The organism is Nocardia sp. NRRL S-836, from assembly GCF_001279525.1.
GTDB lineage: Bacteria > Actinomycetota > Actinomycetes > Mycobacteriales > Pseudonocardiaceae > Lentzea.
This window is the reverse complement of sequence record NZ_LGDY01000103.1, coordinates 21,088-41,409: the sequence shown is the minus strand read 5'-3', so window position 1 is coordinate 41,409 and position 20,322 is coordinate 21,088. Positions and strand designations below refer to the sequence as shown.

Here is a 20,322-nt window from a genome sequence, read left to right as displayed (position 1 = left end):
GTGTTGTCATGTCCACGGTATGTGAAGGTTCTTCGTGTTGTTTTAGCCTCGCGACGTCGTGCTCGAACGTGAGTCAGGAGTCGTGCGGTGCGTGTGGCCCGGTTGACCAAATCTGTTGCCGCAGTCGGATTAGTGGCCGCGAGCGTGCTCCCGGCCGCCGCTGTCCCCGCCGCGGCCGTGCCGCCGGCCGGTGGGACGTTCTCGGTGCTGAGCTACAACGTCGCCGGACTGCCGGAAGGGCTGTCCAGCGGCAACCCGCGGGTGAACACGCCGATCATCGGCCAGCGCATCCGGCCGTACGACGTCGTGCACGTGCAGGAGGACTTCAACTACCACGCGGCGCTCTACGCCAACGACACCCACCCGTTCCGCACGCCCACCAGCGGCGGTGTCCCGTTCGGCGACGGCCTCAACACGCTGGCCAACTCGCCGTACTCCGACCTCGTCCGTGACAAGTGGGACAGGTGCAACGGCACGGACTGCTTGACTCCCAAGGGCTTCACGTTCTCCCGCACCCGGCTGGCCGAGGGCGTCTTCGTCGACTTCTACAACGTGCACACGAACGCGGGCTCGACCGACGCCGACCTCGCCGCCCGGCGCGCCAACATCAGCGAGCTCTCGCGGTTCATCACCGCCAACTCGGCCGGCAACGCCGTCGTCGTCGCCGGTGACACCAACACCCGCTACACCCGCACCGGCGACAACATCCGCGAGCTGGTCGCCGCCAACGACCTCACCGACGCGTGGGTGCAGGAGGAACGCGGGGGCGTGCCGCCCGCGGCCGGCGATCCGGCGCTGGTCTGCGAGGACACCACCGTCAGCGACGCGTGCGAGGTCGTCGACAAGATCCTCTTCCGCGGCAACCGGTACATCAGCCTGAACCTCACCCGCTACGCCAACGAGAACGCGGCCTTCCGCACCGCCGACGACAAGATGCTGTCCGACCACTACCCGATCGCCGCGGACTTCCAGTGGACGCTGGAGCCCGCCCTGTCGCTCAGCGACGTGTGGGGCGGGCCGCACGGCACGCCGTTCACCAACGTGGCCGCGGTTCCGCTGGGACAGCGCGTCACCGGCGTCAGCCTCCGCGCGGGCACACGGGTCGACCAGGTCGGCATCGCGCTCATCGACGGCACCTCGTTCACCCACGGCGGCACCGGCGGAACGGCGCAGCAGCTGACGCTGGCACCGGGGGAGCACCTGACCTCGGTGACCCTCCACTCCGGACAGCGGGACGGGCGCACCAGGATCTTCTTCGCCCGCTTCACCACGAACACCGGCCGCACGCTCTCCGGTGGCACGCAGACACCCGATGCCGTCACCTACACCGCACCGGCGGGGTTCCAGATCGCGGGCTTCCACGGCCGGGCGGGCAGCGAGCTCGACGCGCTCGGCGTGATCTTCACGAGGACGCCGTGACGGCCGGGCACACGGGCCGCCGCGGTTTCCTGCTCGGCACCGGTCTCGTCGCCGGTGCCGCGCTGGGCGGTGCCCCGGCCAGGGCGGACGAGCAGCGGCGCGGCGGCTACCTGTGGCTCGCGGGCGACCACCACGTCCACAGCCAGTACAGCAACGACGCCATGTACCCGGTGGCCACGCAGGCGGAGCGGACCGCCCGGCACGGCCTGAGCTGGCTCACGATCACCGACCACGGCAACGTCCCGTTCGCCACCTACAGCATCGCGCCGCTCACCGCCGACATCGCCGCGGCACGCCGGAGCTCCGACGTGCTGGTGTACACCGGCCTGGAGTGGAACATCCCGGCGGGCGAGCACACCACGCTGATGCTCGCACCCGGCCGCAACGAGGCCAGCCTGCTGCAGGAGTTCGTCAGCCGGTTCGACGCGCGGGTGAACGGCACCCGCGACGGCACGCCCGCCAACGAGGCGATCGCGGTGCAGGCGTTGAGGTTCCTGAAGGACGCCGTGGCCTCCGGCCGCATCGACGACGCCCTGGTGCTGCCCAACCACCCGTCGCGGCTGGGCATCAACTCCCCGCAGGAGACCCGCGCCTGGCGTGACGCCGCGCCGGGTGTGGTGATCGGCATGGAGGGCGCGCCAGGACACCAGGCGGCCGGCCTGCCCGCACCGGGAATGGCGCGGGGCCGCGGGTTGTACGACTCGGCGCCGAGCAAGTTCTCCTTCCCCGGCTACCCGGCGGAGAGCTACCGCACCTGGGGCGGGTTCGACTGGACCACCGCCACGGTCGGCGGCTTCTGGGACAGCCTGCTCGCCGAAGGCAGGCCGTGGTGGATCACGACCACCTCCGACGGCCACCAGGGCTGCGGCGACTGGATGAAGAACCCCGTCGACCGGCTGGACCAGCAGGGCTACGACAACGTCCCGTACGACAGCGAGGGCCACACGTTCACCACCACGGGCCGCTTCCCCGACCCGGTGAACGCCGGCCGCCCGGTCACCGAGTACAGCTCGTTCCCGCCCGGCGCCTACAACAAGACCTGGGTCGGCGTCACCCACCGCGGGTACCGCGAGGTCATGCGGGCGATGCGCGCGGGCCGGATGTGGGTCTGCCTGGGCGACCTGGTGGCGGGCTTGGACGTGCGGGTGCGGCCGAAGGGTTCACACGGGGGCGGCGCGGCGATGGGCGGCACGCTGCGGGCGCGGCGCGGTGACGTCGTGGAGGTCGTGGTCAGGGTGGACTTGGCCGACCGCCCGAACTTCGCGGGGTTCGTGCCGCGGCTGGCGCGGGTCGACCTAATCGTTGGCGCGGTCACCGGCCCGGCCCCGGACCCGTCGGTGTTCCACGCGCCGCGGACGAAGGTCGTGCGGTCGTGGGACGTGCGGCAGCGCGGCGGCACCGTCGAACTGGTCCACCGGATGACGGTCGACGGCCCCTGTTACGTCCGGGTGCGCGGGACCGACGGCAAGCGCACCGCACCGGGGTTCCACGGCGCGGCGGTGGACCCGGCCGGCCCGGCGATCGACGTGCCCGGCGCGTCAGACCCGTGGGAAGACCTGTGGTGCTACTCGAACCCGGTGTTCGTGGCGGCACAACGCTGAACCGCTCGGGTACCGCGCCGTGGCGAACGGCGCGGTACCCGTCAGCGCGAACGGCCGTGGTGCCCGTCAGCGCGCGGCACCGGCGGTCGTGAGCGGCAGTCGCAGACACAGCCGGAAGCCGCCGTCGGCGGTGAGGCCGGTGTGGAGCTGCCCGTGCAGCAACGCGGCCCGCTCCCGCAGCCCGACGAGGCCGTGGCGGGCGCTGGGCAGGGCGAGGTGCGGCCGGGTGGGCGGGGTGTTGGTGACGGTGACGGTCAGGTCCGTGTCGTCGTGGCCGAACTCGATGGTGGCGCTCGCGCCGGGGGCGTGTTTGCGCACGTTGGTGAGCGCTTCCTGGATGGTGCGGTAGATGGCGCGCTGCACCGGCGGTTCGAGGCCGTCGGGTGCGGTGCCGACGAGGCGGGCGTCGATGGCGCTGTTGCCGATGAGGCGGTCGAGGTCGGTCAGGGTGGGTTGCGGGGTGAGCTCGGTGGCGGGGGTGCCGGACGCGCGCAGCAGGTTGACCATGTGCCGCAGCTCGTCGAGGGTGGTGACGGACAGCTGCCGCACGTTCTCGGCGGCCTGTCTGGCGCCGGGGTCGGTGGTGCTGACCTTGAGCGCGCCCGCCTGCACCGCGATCAGGCTCACCTGGTGGGAGACCACGTCGTGCATCTCGCGGGCGAGCTGGTTGCGTTCGGCGGCCAGGACCGCCTCGGCGTCGAGCCGCCGCTCGTGCTCGCGGGCCTGCTCGACCTCCTCCAGCCGCAGCGCCAGCTCGCGCTGGGCGTGCAGGAACCGGCCGAGCAGGATCGGTGCCAGCGCCGTCATCGTGAAGTAGATGACGCCGAGCAGCACGTAGGAGTCCCAGTCGGACGGGGCGAGGTCCGCGGTCGGGAACACGAAGCCGGCCGCGGCCAGCAGCCCGCACCCGGCGAGCAGCCAGCGGTCGCGGTAGCGGCTGGACACCGCGTACAGCGCGACGATCGCCGGAAGGATCGCCCCGGGGAACACGACGGCGGGCAGGGTCGCCAGGAACACCGGCACCGGCCAGCGGTCGCGCGCCACGAGCGCGAGCACGGCGACGACGACCGGGACGAAGGGGACGAAGGTGACCGGTGACTCGGTGGAGACGACCGTCAGCACCCCCTCGACCGCGGCGACCACCAGCACCAGCACGTCCACGAACCGGTTCGGCGTGAGCGGGTTCATGCCCGGTCCCCGTCCCCACCGAGCAGACCGGCGCGCTGGGCCACCAGTGCCGCCTGCACCCTGCTGCCGACGCGCAGCTTCGTGAGGATGGCGCTGACGTGGTCCTTCACCGTGCCGACGCTCACGTGGATCCGCGCGCCGATGTCGCCGTTGGACAGTCCCTCCGCGATCAGCACGAGCACCGCGCGTTCACGTTCGGTCAGCAGCCCGACCTGCTCGGAGGCCGCCGATCCCGCACCGGAACCCAGGTAGCCGTCGACGACCGTGCGCGTGACCTTGGGGGAGAGCACCACGCCGCCGCCGACGAGGGTGCGCACCATCTGGGCCAGCTGCTCGGGCCCGGTGTCCTTGAGGATGAACCCGGCCGCACCGGACCGCAGCGCCGTGGCGATGTACTCGTCGGAGTCGAACGTCGTCAGCATCGCGACGACCGGCGGGTGCGGCAGTCCCTGGAGCTGCCGCAGGACGGTGAGCCCGTCCACGTCCGGCATCCGGATGTCCAGCAGCACGACGTCGGGCTTGTGCAGGCCGACCTCGCGCACCGCCTGGGCGCCGGTCGCCGTCGCGACGACCTCGATGTCCCCGGCCGCCTGCAGGATCAGCCGGAACCCGGTCCGCACCAGCTCCTCGTCGTCCACGACGACCACCCGGATCATCCCACGCTCCCTTGTGGATACCGCACGTGCCCAGTCTCGCCGACCGCCGCACCGGCCGGCCATCCGGAACCCGGCGGCGCGCCTCCGCCGACCGGCAGGTTCCGTCCAGCCGATCGGCTGGACGGGCACCGACCGGCGGGGGACACGGTAGTCAAACCTTCAACCAACGTGCGAGTGGGCGTTGCCGCGCCAGCACGTGGCGCGCAGGCTCGGTGAGTGCGAACCGTTGCCACACCGACGGCTTCGACGGTGTTCGACGCGGTGCGGTCGAACACCGCCGGTCTCGTTTTCGACCTCGTTCGACGCTACGGTCACGCTGGGGAAACGGTCCCATCAATTGTCCACAACGGACAGACGGCCGACGGAGGAAACCCGAGTGCACCGGTTGAAGCCGACGGCAGCCGCCGTCCTCACCGCCGCGTTGACGGCGGCCGTCACGATCAGCGCCGGACCGCCGGCGCAGGCCGCCACCGGCTGCCGGGTCGCCTACCAGGTGACCAACGAGTGGCAGGGCGGGTTCATCGCCTCCGTGGACGTCACGAACCTCGGTGACGCGGTCGACGGCTGGCACCTGACGTGGTCGTTCGGCGCGGGCCAGTCGGTCACGCAGCTGTGGAACGGCACGGCGCGCCAGTCCGGCGCGCAGGTCACCGTCGACAACGTCGCCTACAACGCCAGGCTGGCCACCGGCGCGAGCGCGGGGGTCGGGTTCGTCGCCACGGGCGCGACCACCCCGGTGCCCTCCGACTTCGCGCTCAACGGCACGGCCTGCACGGGCTCCACGCCCGCACCGGACCCGCTGGCCCAGGTGCACACCGCGGGCCGCGTCACCGCCACCGGCCGCTACACCTGGCCGGGCGTCTACTTCGAGGGCCGGTTCCGCGGCACCGGTGTCGGCGTCGTGCTCAACGACGCCGTCAACGACTACGACGTGCAGGTCGACGGCACGACGGTCGCGACGCTGGTGACGCCCGGCAGGACCACCCACTGGGTGCGCAACCTCAGCAACGCCGAGCACCGCGTCCGGCTGGTCAAGCGGACCGAGAGCACCTACGCGGCGGGCGAGTTCGGCGGCTTCGTGGCCGCGGACGGCGGGGCGGTCCTCACGAAACCCGCGGCACGCTCCCGGCAGATCGAGTTCATCGGCGACTCGCTGACCGCGGGCTACGGCAACCTCTCCACCACCCGCGACTGCTCCGCGAACGGCGGGGTCACCCGCAACACCAACACCGACCTGAGCTTCGGCGCCCTCGCCGCCCGCGCGCTGAACGCCGACTACCAGGTCAACGCGTTCTCCGGGCTGGGCATGGTGCGCAACTACAACGGCCACTCCGCCGGCACCAGCTACCGCACCTACTACGACCGCGCGTTGCTGAACGTCGACGGCGACGTGTGGCAGAAGCCGGCGAGCTGGCAGCCGCGGGTCGTCGTCGTGGGCCTGGGCACCAACGACTTCTCCACCGCGCTCAACCCCGGCGAGCAGTGGCCGACGCAGGACAGCCTGGTCGCCGCGTACAAGACCGCCTACCAGGGGTTCCTCGACAAGCTGCGGACCCGGTACGGCGCGGGCACCACGATCGTCGCGAGCGTCCCGGAGGCCTCCGGCGCGTTCGCCGACGCCGTCCGCCAGGTCGTGCAGGACCGCACCGGCCAGGGCGACGCGCGGGTGCGCTACTGGAACTACGCCGACCCGGCGATCGACCGGCTCGGGTGCGACTGGCACTTCTCGGCCCGCGACCACCGGCTGATCGCCACCAAGCTCGGCGACTACCTGGCCGGACTGTCCCTCGGCTGGTGAGGGGTCCGGGTGGCGGTCCCGGCGTGCTTCCGGGACCGCCCGTCGGTCACCTGGGGTCGAGGACGAAGACCGGGATCTGCCGCTCGGTCTTCTCCTGGTACTCGGCGTACGGCGGGTAGGCCGCCACGGCCCGCTCCCACCACTGCGCCCGCTCGTCGCCGCTGACCTCGCGCGCGACGTACTCCTTCGTGGTGGCCCCGTCCTGCAGCTTGATCTCGGGGTGCGCCTTGATGTTGTGGTACCACGACGGGTGCTCGGGCGCGCCGCCCTTGGACGCCACCACCGCGTAGCTGCCGTCGTGCTCCACGCGCATGACGGGCGTGTAGCGCAGCTGGCCGGTCTTCGCACCGCGCACCGTCAGGAGCACGATCGGCCGGTCGGCGATCAGGATGCCCTCGGTGGTCCCGGTCTCCAGGATCTGCTTCGTCTGGTTCTGCACCCAGTCCTCTGGGCTGAGCGCAACGGTGTCGTCTGCCATGCAACGATCAACATCGCCGGTGCCGCGCGCATTCCCCGTGACAGGTCAGTGGGCGCTGAACTGCAGGTTTGTGCCCTGGACGACGCCCGCGCGCACCGGCAGCGCGGGTATGAGCAGCCGTTCGCCGTAGAGGTCGGTGACCGCGATCGCGCCGCCGCAGCCGGCACCGTCCTCGGCGAGGAAGTAGTTGTACTCGGCGCGCTTGAGCTGCCGCCACTGCCCACCGGCCTGCACCTCGAGCCGCGCGACGGGGTTGCGGTGGTCGATCACCTGGATGCCGCACCACCACTGGCTGGAGCCGGTCTTGTAGCGGATCGAGATGGTCTTCTGCAGCGGCGGGCTCACCAGCGACCACGTCACCGGCAGCTCACCCTGCACGGGTGGTGCCAGCCGCGCGAACGCCTCCGCGCTCAGATCCAGCTGCCCGACCCGGCACGGTGCCGGGCAGAGGTTGGTGACCCGGACCGTGACGCTCTTGCCGTTGGTGGCCTTGACCAGCACGTACGCGCCGCAGGCCGCGGAGTTCTCGTAGTCCGACCAGTTCATCGCCACGGTCAGCGGGTCGGGACCGGGGTCGTACGAGCAGGCACCGCCGCCGTCGGAGTCGTAGAACGTCACCACCCCGGTGCGCACCTCGCCGGGCTTGATCTTCCCGGCCAGCGGTGCTGCGGCCGCCGTCGACGCGACCGGCGGCGCCGTGGTGGTGGTCGGAACCGGGCTCGGTGACGACGAGGAGGAGGCGCTCACGGTGGTGCTCGCGGTGGTGCTCGCGGTGGCCGGGGCCGGTGCGAGCGCCGCGGCCGCGGGCGTGCCCGCGATGCCCGGCCGGTCGCGGAGCACGACCAGGCCGAGCACCGCGACCAGCAGGGTGACCACCGCGAACGCGTACGGGGCGGCTCGTCTCACCGCCGCACCATGGTCCGCTGCACCGCGATGAACACCAGCAGCAGCGCACCGATCACGATCTTCGTCCACCACGAGCTCAGCGTGCCCTGGAACGAGATCAGCGTCTGGATCGTGCCGAGCACCAGCACCCCGGCCAGCCCGCCCAGCACGTAACCGACGCCACCGGCGAGCAACGTCCCGCCGATCACCACGGCCGCGATCGCCTCCAGCTCCATGCCGACGGCGTGCAGGCCGTAGCCGGACAGCATGTACAGGCTGAACAGCAGACCGGCCAGCGCCGAGCAGAAGCCGCTGATCACGTAGACGCCGACCTTGACCCGCGCGGTCGGCAGGCCCATCAGCAGCGCGGACGACTCGTTGCCGCCCACCGCGTACACCGTGCGGCCGAACCGGGTGCGGTGCAGCACGTACATGGCGACGAGGACCACCAGCAACGCGATCACGACGTTGTAGGTGATGCTCACCCCGCCGGGCAGCGGGATGGCGGCGGTCGCGATGTCGCGCAGCGTGCGGTCCTTGATGGACACCGACTCGACGCTGATCAGGAAGCACAGCCCGCGGGCCAGGAACATGCCCGCCAGCGTGACGATGAACGGCTGGATGTCGAACTTGTGGATCACCAGCCCCATCAGCAGGCCCAGCGTCGACCCGATCACCAGCACCGCCACCACGACCAGCGGCAGCGGCCAGCCCGCGCGCAACCCGGCCGCGGTGACCATCGTGGACAGCGCGACCACCGACCCGACCGACAGGTCGATGCCACCGCTGAGGATCACGAACGTCATCCCCGCCGCGAGCACGATCAGGAACGCGTTGTCGATGAACAGGTTCGCGATCACCTGACCGGACGCGAAGCCGTCGTAGCGCACCGAGCCGACCCCGAAGGACAGGACGAACAGCACGACGGTCGCGAGAACGGGCAGGAACCGCGACGGCACCCCGCGCACCCCGCGCACGAGCGTGGTCATGAGACGGCCACCTTCCGGAAGCTGAGCGCCGCACGGGCCTTCGGGGCCTGCACCAGGCACACGGCGATGACGACGACCGCCTTGAAGAGCAGCGTGACCTCGGGGGCCACGCCGATCGTGTAGACGGTGGTGGTGAGGGTCTGGATGATCAGCGCGCCGAGCAGCGTGCCGGTGAGCGAGTACCGCCCGCCCGCGAGCGACGTGCCGCCGATGACGACCGCGAGGATCGCGTCCATCTCGATCCACAGACCGGCGTTGTTGGCGTCGGCCGCGCTCACGTTCGAGCTGATCATCAGGCCGGCGATGCCCGCGCACACGGCGGCGAACACGTAGACGGTCCAGATGATCGTGCGCGACCGCACCCCGGCCAGCCGCGAGGCCTCCGGGTTCACGCCGACCGCCTCGATCAGCATGCCCAGCGCGGTGCGGCGGGTCGCGAACGCCACCAGCCCCAGCACCAGCAGGCTGATCAGGATCGAGATCGGCAGCACCACGAACCCGGCACCGACCTGGCGGTAGGCGGTGTTGTTGACCGTGACGATCTGCCCCTCGGTGACGAGCATGGCGATACCGCGGCCCGCCGTCATCAGCACGAGCGTCGCGATGATCGGCTGGATGCCCAGCCCCGCCACGAGGAAACCGTTCCACAGGCCCAGCACCGCGCACAGCACCAGTGCCAGCGCCATGCCGGCGAACGCCGTGCCCGCGTCACCGGAAGCTCCGATGTGGACACACGTCACCGCGCCCGCGATCGCCGCCACCGCGCCGACCGAGAGGTCGATGCCGCGGGTGGCGATCACCAGCGTCATGCCGAGCGCGATCAGCAGGGTCGGCGCGCCGTTCTTGAGCACGTCGACCAGGCCGCCGTAGAGGTGGCCGTCCTGGATGCGCAACGAGAAGAACGACGGCGTGACGACGAGGTTGAGCACCAGCAGCGCACCGAGCGCCAGCAGCGGCCAGAGCAGTCGATTCTTCATGAGACCACCTTCTCGGGAGCGGCTCCGCCCGCGATGAGCTCGACCACCTCGTCCACGCCGGTCACGGACCCGTCCAGCTCGGCGATCTTGCGCCGGTCGCGCAGCACCACGATCCGGTCGGCGATGCGCACGACCTCCTCCAGCTCCGCGGAGATGAACAGCACCGCGGTGCCCTCGGCGGCCAGTGTCGTGACGAGCTGCTGGATCTGGGCCTTCGCGCCGACGTCGATACCCCTGGTCGGCTCGTCCAGGATCAGCAGCCGCGGCTCGGTGACGAGCCAGCGGGCGAGCAGGACCTTCTGCTGGTTGCCGCCGGACAGGGTGCGCACCAGCGCGTCCGGGTTGGCGGGGCGGATGTCCAGTGCCGCCAGGTACTTCTCGACGAGCTGGTCCTTCACGCGGCGCGAGAGCGGACGGCTCCAGCCACGCGCGGCCTGCATCGCCAGCACCAGGTTGTCCCTGATCGAGAGGTCCGCGACGAGACCCTCGCCCTTGCGGTCCTCCGAGCTGAACGCGATGCCCGCGGCGATCGCGGAACGCGGGCCGCGCAACCGCAGCGGCGCGCCGTCCACGAGCACCCGGCCGGAGTCGGCCCTGTCCGCACCGAAGAGCAGCCGCGCCAGCTCCGTGCGGCCGGAGCCGAGCAGACCGGCGAGGCCGACGACCTCACCGGCGCGGATCTCCAGGTCGAACGGCTCGATCGCGCCGCGGCGGCCGAGGCCTTCCGCGTGCACCAGCACGGGGCCGCGGGCCTGTCGTTGCTCGGCCGCGTCCTCGATCGCTTCGAGGGCACCGAGGTCGCGGCCGATCATCTGGGCGATGAGCGCCCTGCGGTCGACGTCCGCGGTGAGGTGCTCGCCGACGAGGGTTCCGTTGCGCAGCACGGTCATCCGGTCGGAGATCTCGTAGACCTGGTCGAGGAAGTGCGACACGAACAGGATCGCGACGCCCTCGTCGCGCAGCACCCGCATGATGCGGAACAGCTCCGCGACCTCACCGGCGTCCAAACTGGACGTCGGCTCGTCGAGCACGAGCACGCGGCAGTCGATCGCGATCGCGCGGGCGATCGCGACGAGCTGCTGCACGGCGATCGGGTGTTCGCCCAGGCTCGACGCCGGGTCGATGTGCACGCCGATGCGGGAGAGGACCTCGGCGGCGCGCTTGCGCATCGCACGGAAGTCGACACCACCGAGACGGCGGGGTTCACGGCCCAGCAGGATGTTCTCCGCCACCGTGAGGTTCGCGCAGAGGTTGACCTCCTGGTAGACCGTGCTGATGCCGGCGTGCTGCGCTTCACCGGGGGAGGAGAACGCCACCTCGGTGCCGTCCAGCACGACCCGGCCGCTGTCGGGGCGGTGCACGCCGGTCAGGGTCTTGATCAGAGTGGACTTCCCGGCGCCGTTCTCGCCCATGAGGGCGTGCACTTCGCCGGGGAACAACCGGAAGTCGACGTCCTGCAACGCCTTCACGCCGGGAAACGCGAGGCTGATCCCGCGCATCTCGACCACCGGCGGCGGTGACTCGGTCATGACTCAGGCCTTCGTCGCAGTGGGGTGCGGGACCCGTCGCCACTTGGGCGGAGCGACGGGTCCCGCGGTCTGGTGTGGTGGAGCTCAGTACTGGCGCTGCGGGAGCGCGGCCTTGGCCTGCTCCTGCGTGAACGTGCCCTCCTCGGTCACGACCCGCGCCGGCACCTCCTCGCCCTTGACGACCTTCTTGGCGAGGTCCATCAACTGCTTGCCCAGCAACGGGTTGCACTCGACGATGAAGTTGATCTCACCGTTGGAGAGCGCGGTCATGCCGTCCTTCACCGCGTCCACGGTGATGATCTTGATGTCCTTGCCGGGCACCTTGCCGGCGGCCTTGATCGCCTCGATCGCGCCCAGACCCATGTCGTCGTTGTGCGCGTAGACGACGTCGATCTTCGGCTGGGACTTGAGGAAGGCCTCCATGACCTGCTTGCCGCCCGAGCGGGTGAAGTCGCCGGTCTGCGAGGCGACCACCTTGATGTCGGACTTGCCCGCGATCTTCTCCTCGAAGCCCTTCTTGCGGTCGATCGCAGGGGCGGCACCGGTGGTGCCCTGCAGCTCGACCACGTTGGTGGGCCCGGAGACGTTGGCCACCAGCCAGTCGCCGGCCTTGCGGCCCTCCTCGACGAAGTCCGACCCGAGGAACGTCTTGTACAGCGACTTGTCGTCGGAGTCGATCGAACGGTCGGTGAGGATCACCGGGATGTTGGCGCGCTTGGCCTCCAGCAGCACGGTGTCCCAGCCGGTCTCGACGACCGGGCTGAACGCGATCACCGACACCTTCTGCTGGATGTAGGAGCGGATCGCCTTGATCTGGTTCTCCTGCTTCTGCTGCGCGTCGGAGAACTTCAGGTCGATCCCCGCGGCCTTGGCCTCGTCCTGGACCGACTTGGTGTTGGCGGTGCGCCAGCCGCTCTCGGCACCGACCTGGGCGAAGCCCATCGTGATGGTGTCGCCGGACTGGCCGGTGGTGGTGCTCCCACCGCCGCTCGAGCCGCCGCACGCTGTCAACGCGAACAGCGCGACCACGCTGGCGGCTGTCGTGATCTTCTTCAGCACTGGAATTCCTCCGGGGTGACGACGGTGTCGCGGAGCTCGACCGCGTGTCCGCGGTTGTCTGGTGGACAACAGTGAACGCTCACATTCACCGCGTCAAGTCCTTGCCTGTAACGAGTTCGCAGCCCTATGTTAACGCTCACTTCCGAGCTGGGGAGGCAAACCCGTGCCCCGTAAGCACGTGCTCCTGTGCGCCGCACTCGCGGCGGCTCTGCTGGTCGCCGTTCCCGGGTCGGGAACGGCCGCCGAGACCGACTACTCGCTCAAGGTCGACGCCTCGGGCAAGGGCCCGTCGATCGACGACACGATGTACGGCGTGTTCTTCGAGGACATCAACCGCGCCGCCGACGGTGGCCTGTACGCCGAGCTGGTGCAGAACCGCTCGTTCGAGTACGACCCGGCGGACAACGCGGCCTACACCGGACTGACCGCGTGGGCACCGCACAGCGGCACGCTCGACGTGGTGGACGACGACGGCCGGCTCAACGAGCGCAACCGCCGCTACCTGGAGCTCGGCCTGCCCGGCGGGATCATCAACTCCGGATACAACTCCGGCATCGCCGTGCGCGAGGGCCAGCGCTACGACTTCTCCGTCTGGGCCCGCGCCGACCGGCCGGGCACCGCGCTGACCGCCGTCGTGACCGATCCAGCCGGCACCCCGCTCGGCGACCCGGTGCGCGTCGAGGTCCGCGGCGACGGCTGGGCGAGGTACACCGGCACGATCCGTGCGCAGAAGTCGACCACGACCGGCCGGCTGCTGGTCACCGGCGCGGGCACGGGCACGCTGCGGCTCGACATGGTGTCGCTGATGCCGCGCGACACGTTCAAGGGGCACGGCCTGCGCCGCGACCTCGCCGAGAAGGTCGCGGCGCTGAAGCCCGGCTTCGTCCGGTTCCCGGGCGGTTGCCTGGTGAACACCGGCAGCCACCACGGCTACGACGCGCCGGACTTCGAACGCCGCCGTTCGTACCAGTGGAAGGACACCATCGGACCGGTCGAGCAGCGTGCCACGAACTGGAACTTCTGGGGTTACAACCAGTCCTACGGCCTGGGCTACTACGAGTACCTCCAGTTCGCCGAGGACATCGGCGCCATGCCGCTGCCGGTGGTGCCCGCGCTGGTCACCGGCTGCGGCCAGAACCGCGCCACGGACGACCCCGCGCTGCTGCAGCGGCACGTCCAGGACACGCTCGACCTGATCGAGTTCGCCAACGGTCCCGCCGACTCCACCTGGGGCCGCAAGCGCGCCGAGATGGGCCACCCGGCACCGTTCGGGCTCACGCACCTCGAAGTCGGCAACGAGGAGAACCTCCCCGAGGAGTTCTTCGCCCGGTTCACCGAGTTCCGCAGGGCGATCAACGCGAGGTACCCCGGCATCACCGTGGTCAGCAACTCCGGCCCCGACGACACCGGCGGCACGTTCGACCGGCTCTGGCAGCTCAACCGGCAGGCCGGCGTGGGGATGGTCGACGAGCACTACTACAACAGCCCGAGCTGGTTCCTGGAGAACAACCACCGCTACGACTCCTACGACCGCAACGGCCCGAAGGTGTTCCTCGGCGAGTACGCCTCGCAGGACAACCGGTTCTTCAACGCGCTGAGCGAAGCCGCGTACATGACTGGGCTCGAACGCAACGCCGACGTCGTGAAGCTCGCCTCGTACGCGCCGTTGCTGGCCAACGAGGACTACGTGCAGTGGCGGCCGGACATGATCTGGTTCAACAACCACGCGTCGTGGGGCTCGGCGAGCTACGAGGTGCAGAAGCTCTTCATGACCAACGTGGGCGACCACGTCGTGCCGAGCACCGCGTCCGGCTCGCCCGCCGCGCAACGGCCCGTCACCGGGGCGATCGGTCTGTCCACCTGGGCCACGGCCGCGAGCTACGACGACGTGCGGGTCACCTCGGCGGCCGGCCAGACGTTGTTCACCGACGACTTCTCCGGCACCGACGCGCAGTGGACGAAGTCCGGCCGCGGCGCGTGGAGCGTCGTGAACGGCGCCTACGTCCAGTCCGACGCGGCCGCCGAGGACACGCTCGTCACCGCGGGCGACCGGTCGTGGCACGACTACACGCTGAACCTCAAGGCCACCAAGCAGTCCGGCCGCGAGGGCTTCCTGGTCGCGTTCGGCGTGCAGGACACCGGCAACCACTACTGGTGGAACCTCGGTGGCTGGAACAACACCCAGTCCGCGGTGGAGAAGGCCGTCGGCGGCGCCAAGAGCACCTTGCTCACCGACAGCACCCGCATCGACACCGGCCGCACGTACGACGTCCGCGTCGAGGTCAGGGGCCGGCACGTCGCGCTGTTCCTCGACGGGCGGAAGTGGGGCGAGTTCACCGACCAGGTCGCCGAACCGTTCCGGCAGGTCGTCACCCGCGACCGCGCCACCGGCGAGCTGATCGTCAAGGTCGTCAACGCCCAGGACAACGCCGCCCGCACCCGGATCGAGCTGGGCGTGCCGGTCGCGCCGCTCGCCCGCGCCACCGTGCTGCAGGGCCGCGCCGACGACGTCAACACCGAGTTCGCCCAGCCGATCAAGCCGCGTTCCGAGCAGGTGCGGGTCGCGAGCACCTTCACGCACACGTTCCCGCCCAACTCCGTCACGTTCCTCAGGATCAGGAGCCGCTCGTGATCGACCGCCGATCTCTGCTGCGCACCGGCGGCGTGCTCGCCGCGACCGGGGCACTCGCCTCCGCGGCACCCGGCGCCGCCGTGGCCGCGGCTCCGGAGGGCGACCTGCCCACCCGCAGCCCGCTCGTCGAGCAGCGCGCCGACCCGTTCGTCACGCCGCCCACGGACGGCATGTACTACCTGACCGGGTCCGTGCCGGAGTACGACCGGATCGTCGTGCGCGGTGCGTCCACCCTGGACGGCCTGGCCTCCGCCCGCGAACGCACCATCTGGCGCCGTCCCGCGTCGGGCCGGATGGGTGGCTACATCTGGGCGCCGGAGCTGCACCGCGTCGACGGGCGGTGGTACGTCTACTTCGCCGCCGGCGACAAGGACGAGCCGTTCCGCATCCGCACCTACGTGCTGGAGTCGCCGAACGCCGACCCGCGCGCGGACGGCTGGGTGCTGCGCGGGCAGATCACGACGCACCTGGACACGTTCACCCTCGACGCGACGACGTTCGCACATCGGGGCAAGCGCTACCTCCTGTGGGCGCAGAACGACCCGGCCGTCGGTTCCGGCACCAACCTCTACCTCGCCGAGATGGCCTCCCCGTTGGCGTTGAGGACCACGCCGGTGCGGATCGCGACCCCCACGCTGTCGTGGGAGGTGCAGGGCTTCCGGGTGAACGAGGGACCGGCGGTGCTGATCCGCAACGGCCGCGTGTTCGTCACGTTCTCCGCGAGCGCCACCGACGCCCGCTACTGCATGGGGCTGCTGACCGCCGACGAGAACGCCAACCTGCTCGACGCGCGGTCGTGGACGAAGTCGCCGAACCCGGTGTTCGCCACGCACGCGCCGACCTCGCAGTACGGGCCGGGGCACAACTCGTTCACCACCGTCGGCGACCAGGACGTGCTCGTCTACCACGCCCGCGACTACCGCGACATCAGCGGTGACCCGCTGTTCGACCCCAACCGGCACACCCGCGTGCAGCGCCTGCACTGGAACGCCGACGGCACGCCCTCGTTCGGCGTTCCGGTGGGGCGCGGCGGACCGATCGTGCGGTTGTCCCCGTTGGACGCCCCGGCGCTGTTCGTGCGGCACCACGAGTACCGGCTGCGGGTCGACGGCAACGTCCGCGAGCTCGCCGACACGCAGTTCCGGTTCGTGCCGGGCTTCCTCGGCACCGGCACGGTGGCGGTGCAGTCGGTGAACTTCCCCGACCGGTACGTGCGTGTGGACGGTGACGTGATCCGGGTCGATCCGTTCGAGGACACCGACGCTTACGGCCGGGCCGCGAGCTTCACCAGGGTGCCGGGACTCGCCGACAGCACGGCGGTGTCGCTGCGGGTTGGTACAGACAACTATCTTGCCCATGACACCGGGCGGTTCGTGGTTGCCAGGCCCGGTGCCGACCGGGAGGCGCGCAGACGGGCCACATTCCGGCTCGGATGAGTGGACAATGGGTGCGCTGCACCGAAACCGACGGGTGTTATCGCTAACATCGGCGGTGGAGATTGATGAGGGATCGGAGACCGTCCGTGGACCAGAAGATTTCGCGTGACCCCGCGATGACCGACGTCGCACGACTCGCTGGGGTGTCCCACCAGACGGTCTCGCGCGTCCTCAACAACCACCCGAACGTTCGCGAGCAGACCCGGCTGCGGGTCCAGGCCGCGATCAAGGAGCTCGACTACCGGCCCAACCGCGCGGCTCGCGCGCTGGTCACCGGCAAGACGCAGCTCATCGGCGTGGTCGCGCAGAACTCGACGCTGTACGGCCCCGCGTCGCTGCTGTCCGCCTTCGAGGAGGCGGCGGGCCAGGCCGGGTTCGCGGTGAGCGTGGGGCGGGTGAAGGTGCTCGACCGCGACTCCATCTCCGCGGCCGTCGAACGGCACCGCGACCAGCGCGTGGCCGGGATCGTGGTGATCGCGCCGAACTCCTCGGCCGCCGACGCGCTGGCCGACGTGCCCGCCGGTGTGCCGCTGGTGACGGTGGACGGTGACCCCGACCGGCCCACACCGCTGGTCACGGTCGACCAGGCGGCCGGCGCGTTCGAGGCCACCACCCACCTGCTGGAGGCCGGGCACCGCACGGTGTGGCACGTGTCCGGTCCCGCCGACTGGTTCGACGCGGCCGGCCGCGTCCAGGGCTGGCGGCGTGCGCTCGAAGCCGTGGGCGCCGAGGTGCCGCCCGTGGTGACGGCCGACTGGAGCGCGGCCTCCGGCTACCGGTCCGGGCAGATGCTGGCGCGGATGCCCGAGGTGACGGCGGTGTTCTGCTCCAACGACCACCTCGCGCTCGGCCTGCTGCGGGCGATGAGCGAGCGCGGCAGGCGGGTGCCGCACGACGTCAGCGTCGTCGGCTTCGACGACGTGCCGGAGGCGGCCTACTTCATCCCGCCGCTCACGACCGTGCGCCCGGACTTCGCCGCGGTGGCCCGCGAGACGCTCGGCCTGCTGCTCGAACAGGTCAGCGACGGCGAGACCGCCCGCCCGCGGCGCACCGTCGCCCCGTTGCTCGTCCTGCGCGACAGCGTGGCCCCACCCGCCTGACTGCCTGCCGGTCACCGCGCGCCGGGCGCTTGCGTGCGCTCGTGGTGCACGAAAGCTCCCCGCGTGCGGTTGAGCAGGCGATGTGAGGATGTGACAGCCGTCCGCCGGTGCTTCACGCCGGCGGGCGTTTTGTCGTGCGCTCACGGTGGTGCGGTTCCGCGTCCTTGCAGGGAAATCACGATGTGAGCGGCGCATCTTGACGTCGCGATTGTTAGCGATAACACTCAGGCCGTGACTGACATGACGATCGACCGCGACGCGTGCGTGGTGGGTGTCGACTTCGGCACGCTGTCCGGCCGCGCCGTGGTCGTGCGCGTCCATGACGGCGCCGAGCTCGGCACCGCCGTTCACGACTACCGCCACGCGGTCGTGGACCAGGTTCTGCCCGCGACCGGCCGTCCGCTGCCGCCGGAGTGGGCCCTGCAGGTCCCGGCCGACTACGTCGACGTCCTGCGCACCGCCGTCCCGCAGGCCGTCGAGGCGGCCGGGATCTCGCCGGAGCAGGTCGTCGGCATCGGAACCGACTTCACGGCCTGCACGATGGTGCCGGTGACCGCTGCCGGCACGCCGCTGTGCGAGCTGCCGGAGTTCGCCGAGAACCCGCACGCCTACGTGAAGCTCTGGCGCCACCACGCCGCGCAGGGACAGGCCGACCGGATCAACGAGCTGGCCCGCCGCCGCGGCGAGTCGTGGCTGCCGCGCTACGGCGGCCTGATCTCCTCGGAGTGGGAGTTCGCCAAGGGCCTGCAGGTGCTGGAAGAGGCACCGGAGGTCTACGCGGCGATGGAGCACTGGGTCGAGGCCGCCGACTGGATCATCTGGCAGCTCACCGGCACCTACACCCGCAACGCCTGCACCGCCGGCTACAAGGGCATCCTCCAGGACGGCGCCTACCCCGGCGAGGACTTCCTCGCCGAGCTCAACCCGGACTTCGCCGGCTTCGTCGCCGACAAGCTCGACCACCCGCTGTCCGCGCTCGGCGACCGGGCCGGCTCGCTCAGCGCCGAGGCCGCCGGGTGGACCGGGTTGCCGGAGGGCATCGCGGTCGCCGTCGGCAACGTCGACGCGCACGTCACCGCACCGGCCGCCCAAGCGGTCGAACCCGGCCAGATGGTCGCGATCATGGGCACCTCCACGTGCCACGTGATGAGCGGCGACGTGCTGCGCGACGTGCCCGGCATGTGCGGTGTGGTCGACGGCGGCATCATCCCGGGCCTGTGGGGCTACGAGGCCGGGCAGAGCGGTGTCGGCGACATCTTCGCGTGGTTCCTGCGCAACGGCGTTCCGCCGGTCTACCACGAGCAGGCGGCCGAGCGCGGCATCACCGTGCACGAGCTGCTCACCGAGCTCGCCGCCCAGCAGGAGGTCGGGGAGCACGGGCTCATCGCCCTCGACTGGCACAGCGGCAACCGGTCGGTGCTGGTCGACCACGAGCTGTCCGGTGTGATCGTCGGCCAGACCCTCGCCACGAAGGCGGAGGACGTCTACCGCGCGCTGCTGGAGGCGACCGCCTTCGGCACGCGGATGATCATCGACACCTTCACCGACTCCGGTGTGCCGGTGACCGAACTGGTGATCGCGGGCGGGCTGGTCAAGAACGAGCTGCTGATGCAGATCTACGCCGACGTCGTGAACCTGCCGCTGTCGGTGATCGGCTCGGCACAGGGCCCCGCACTCGGCTCCGCGATGCACGCCGCGGTCGCCGCCGGCGCGTACCCGGACATCCGCAAGGCGGCGGCGTCGATGGGATCGGTGCGCCGCAACGTGTTCACGCCCGTGCCGGAGAACGTCGAGGCCTACGAGCGGCTGTTCCTCGACTACCTGGAGCTGCACGACTACTTCGGCCGCGGTGCCAACGATGTCATGCACCGCCTGCGCCAGTACCGCCGCGACGCCCTGGAGAGGAAGAGCTGATGTCCGCCACGGCAGAGCTGCGGCGCACGGTCGCCGAGCTGCACCGCGAGCTGACCCGCTACGAACTGGTGACCTGGACGGCCGGCAACGTCTCCGCACGTGTGCCCGGCCAGGACCTGATGGTCATCAAGCCGTCCGGGGTGTCCTACGACGAGCTGGGCCCGCACGCGATGGTCGTCACCGACCTGCACGGCACGCTCGTCGAGGGCGAGCTGGCTCCTTCCTCCGACACGGCGGCGCATGCCTACGTGTACCGGCACATGCCGCACGTCGGCGGCGTCGTGCACACGCATTCCCCTTACGCCACAGCGTGGGCCGCACGGGGTGAGCCCATCCCGTGCGTGCTCACGATGATCGCCGACGAGTTCGGCGGGGAGATCCCCGTCGGCCCGTTCGCGTTGATCGGCGACGACTCGATCGGCAAGGGCATCGTGGAGACGTTGAGCAGCAGCAGGTCTCCGGCCGTGCTGATGCGCAACCACGGCCCGTTCACCGTCGGCGCCTCCGCACGTGCCGCGGTCAAGGCCGCGGTGCTGCTGGAGGACGTCGCCCGCACCGTCCACTTCGCACTCCAGCTCGGCAAGCCCGACGTGATCGACCAGCAGCACGTCGACCGGCTCTACGAGCGCTACCAGAACGTCTACGGCCAGTGAGCCCAGAA

General features: G+C 70.8%; 16 protein-coding genes. 8 read left to right on the top strand and 8 right to left on the bottom strand.

What is annotated here, in order from left to right; genetic code table 11:
- Nucleotides 1-132 precede the first annotated feature (132 nt).
- Nucleotides 133-1,419 carry a jacalin-like lectin gene (locus ADL03_RS21925; RefSeq protein WP_197288541.1) on the top strand — a complete coding sequence of 429 codons (1,287 nt, stop codon included), beginning with the start codon at nt 133-135 and terminating at the stop codon, nt 1,417-1,419.
- Nucleotides 1,416-3,020, top strand: a complete 1,605-nt coding sequence (locus tag ADL03_RS21920; protein WP_053735395.1) for a PHP domain-containing protein — start codon at nt 1,416-1,418, stop codon at nt 3,018-3,020. Before ADL03_RS21925 ends, ADL03_RS21920 begins: the two co-directional genes overlap by 4 nt.
- A 66-nt stretch (nt 3,021-3,086) precedes the next feature.
- Here ADL03_RS21920 and ADL03_RS21915 read toward each other — a convergent pair whose 3' ends face one another.
- Both ADL03_RS21915 and ADL03_RS21910 read right to left on the bottom strand, forming a co-directional pair.
- A complete protein-coding gene (locus ADL03_RS21915; protein WP_053735394.1) occupies nt 3,087-4,208 on the bottom strand; it encodes a sensor histidine kinase in 1,122 nt (373 codons plus the stop codon).
- Nucleotides 4,205-4,864, bottom strand: a complete 660-nt coding sequence (locus ADL03_RS21910; RefSeq protein WP_053735393.1) for a response regulator transcription factor — start codon at nt 4,862-4,864, stop codon at nt 4,205-4,207. Before ADL03_RS21910 ends, ADL03_RS21915 begins: the two co-directional genes overlap by 4 nt.
- Nucleotides 4,865-5,240: 376 nt before the next feature.
- Here ADL03_RS21910 and ADL03_RS21905 point away from each other — a divergent pair, with 376 nt between their 5' ends.
- On the top strand, nt 5,241-6,662 hold the full coding sequence (locus ADL03_RS21905; protein WP_197288540.1) for a cellulose binding domain-containing protein: 1,422 nt from the start codon (nt 5,241-5,243) through the stop codon (nt 6,660-6,662).
- Nucleotides 6,663-6,708: 46 nt separating this feature from the next.
- On the opposite strand, the gene ADL03_RS21900 is transcribed toward ADL03_RS21905, so the two are convergent.
- The 6 genes from ADL03_RS21900 to ADL03_RS21875 all read right to left on the bottom strand — a co-directional run bounded on the left by ADL03_RS21900 (nt 6,709) and on the right by ADL03_RS21875 (nt 12,579).
- Nucleotides 6,709-7,140: a nitroreductase family deazaflavin-dependent oxidoreductase gene (locus ADL03_RS21900; RefSeq protein WP_053735392.1), complete on the bottom strand. Its 432-nt coding sequence runs from the start codon at nt 7,138-7,140 to the stop codon at nt 6,709-6,711.
- Nucleotides 7,141-7,185: 45 nt separating this feature from the next.
- Nucleotides 7,186-8,046, bottom strand: coding sequence for an expansin EXLX1 family cellulose-binding protein (locus ADL03_RS21895; RefSeq protein ID WP_053735391.1), 861 nt, complete (start codon nt 8,044-8,046; stop codon nt 7,186-7,188).
- Nucleotides 8,043-9,014, bottom strand: a complete 972-nt coding sequence (gene yjfF / locus ADL03_RS21890) for a galactofuranose ABC transporter, permease protein YjfF (protein ID WP_053735390.1) — start codon at nt 9,012-9,014, stop codon at nt 8,043-8,045. Before yjfF ends, ADL03_RS21895 begins: the two co-directional genes overlap by 4 nt.
- On the bottom strand, nt 9,011-9,991 hold the full coding sequence (locus ADL03_RS21885) for an ABC transporter permease (protein ID WP_053735389.1): 981 nt from the start codon (nt 9,989-9,991) through the stop codon (nt 9,011-9,013). Before ADL03_RS21885 ends, yjfF begins: the two co-directional genes overlap by 4 nt.
- On the bottom strand, nt 9,988-11,520 hold the full coding sequence (locus tag ADL03_RS21880) for a sugar ABC transporter ATP-binding protein (protein WP_053735388.1): 1,533 nt from the start codon (nt 11,518-11,520) through the stop codon (nt 9,988-9,990). The genes ADL03_RS21885 and ADL03_RS21880 overlap by 4 nt, the downstream gene beginning before the upstream one ends.
- A gap of 84 nt (nt 11,521-11,604) precedes the next feature.
- Entirely contained in the window at nt 11,605-12,579 is a 975-nt protein-coding gene (locus ADL03_RS21875; protein WP_053735387.1) for an ABC transporter substrate-binding protein, read from the bottom strand.
- Nucleotides 12,580-12,742: 163 nt separating this feature from the next.
- On the opposite strand from ADL03_RS21875, the gene ADL03_RS21870 reads away from it, so the two are divergent.
- From ADL03_RS21870 to ADL03_RS21850, 5 genes are all read left to right on the top strand, one after another.
- Nucleotides 12,743-15,211 carry an alpha-L-arabinofuranosidase C-terminal domain-containing protein gene (locus tag ADL03_RS21870; protein ID WP_053735386.1) on the top strand — a complete coding sequence of 823 codons (2,469 nt, stop codon included), beginning with the start codon at nt 12,743-12,745 and terminating at the stop codon, nt 15,209-15,211.
- A complete protein-coding gene (locus ADL03_RS21865) occupies nt 15,208-16,647 on the top strand; it encodes a family 43 glycosylhydrolase (protein ID WP_053735385.1) in 1,440 nt (479 codons plus the stop codon). The genes ADL03_RS21870 and ADL03_RS21865 overlap by 4 nt, the downstream gene beginning before the upstream one ends.
- Nucleotides 16,648-16,733: 86 nt before the next feature.
- On the top strand, nt 16,734-17,747 hold the full coding sequence (locus ADL03_RS21860) for a LacI family DNA-binding transcriptional regulator (protein ID WP_231642113.1): 1,014 nt from the start codon (nt 16,734-16,736) through the stop codon (nt 17,745-17,747).
- Between the two features lie 240 nt (nt 17,748-17,987).
- A complete protein-coding gene (gene araB / locus ADL03_RS21855; protein WP_053735383.1) occupies nt 17,988-19,661 on the top strand; it encodes a ribulokinase in 1,674 nt (557 codons plus the stop codon).
- Complete coding sequence (locus tag ADL03_RS21850) at nt 19,661-20,314, top strand: L-ribulose-5-phosphate 4-epimerase (protein ID WP_053735382.1); 654 nt, start codon at nt 19,661-19,663, stop codon at nt 20,312-20,314. The genes araB and ADL03_RS21850 overlap by 1 nt, the downstream gene beginning before the upstream one ends.
- Nucleotides 20,315-20,322 lie beyond the last annotated feature (8 nt).

Excerpts from the sequence above, each read along its gene's own strand:
- ADL03_RS21915 (WP_053735394.1), bottom strand. The coding sequence starts at position 4,208 with ATGAACCCGCTCACGCCGAACCGGTTCGTGGACGTGCTGGTGCTGGTG.
- ADL03_RS21910 (WP_053735393.1), bottom strand. The coding sequence starts at position 4,864 with ATGATCCGGGTGGTCGTCGTGGACGACGAGGAGCTGGTGCGGACCGGG.
- ADL03_RS21900 (WP_053735392.1), bottom strand. The coding sequence starts at position 7,140 with ATGGCAGACGACACCGTTGCGCTCAGCCCAGAGGACTGGGTGCAGAAC.
- yjfF (WP_053735390.1), bottom strand. The coding sequence starts at position 9,014 with ATGACCACGCTCGTGCGCGGGGTGCGCGGGGTGCCGTCGCGGTTCCTG.
- ADL03_RS21885 (WP_053735389.1), bottom strand. The coding sequence starts at position 9,991 with ATGAAGAATCGACTGCTCTGGCCGCTGCTGGCGCTCGGTGCGCTGCTG.
- ADL03_RS21880 (WP_053735388.1), bottom strand. The coding sequence starts at position 11,520 with ATGACCGAGTCACCGCCGCCGGTGGTCGAGATGCGCGGGATCAGCCTC.
- araB (WP_053735383.1), top strand. The coding sequence starts at position 17,988 with ATGACGATCGACCGCGACGCGTGCGTGGTGGGTGTCGACTTCGGCACG.
- ADL03_RS21850 (WP_053735382.1), top strand. The coding sequence starts at position 19,661 with ATGTCCGCCACGGCAGAGCTGCGGCGCACGGTCGCCGAGCTGCACCGC.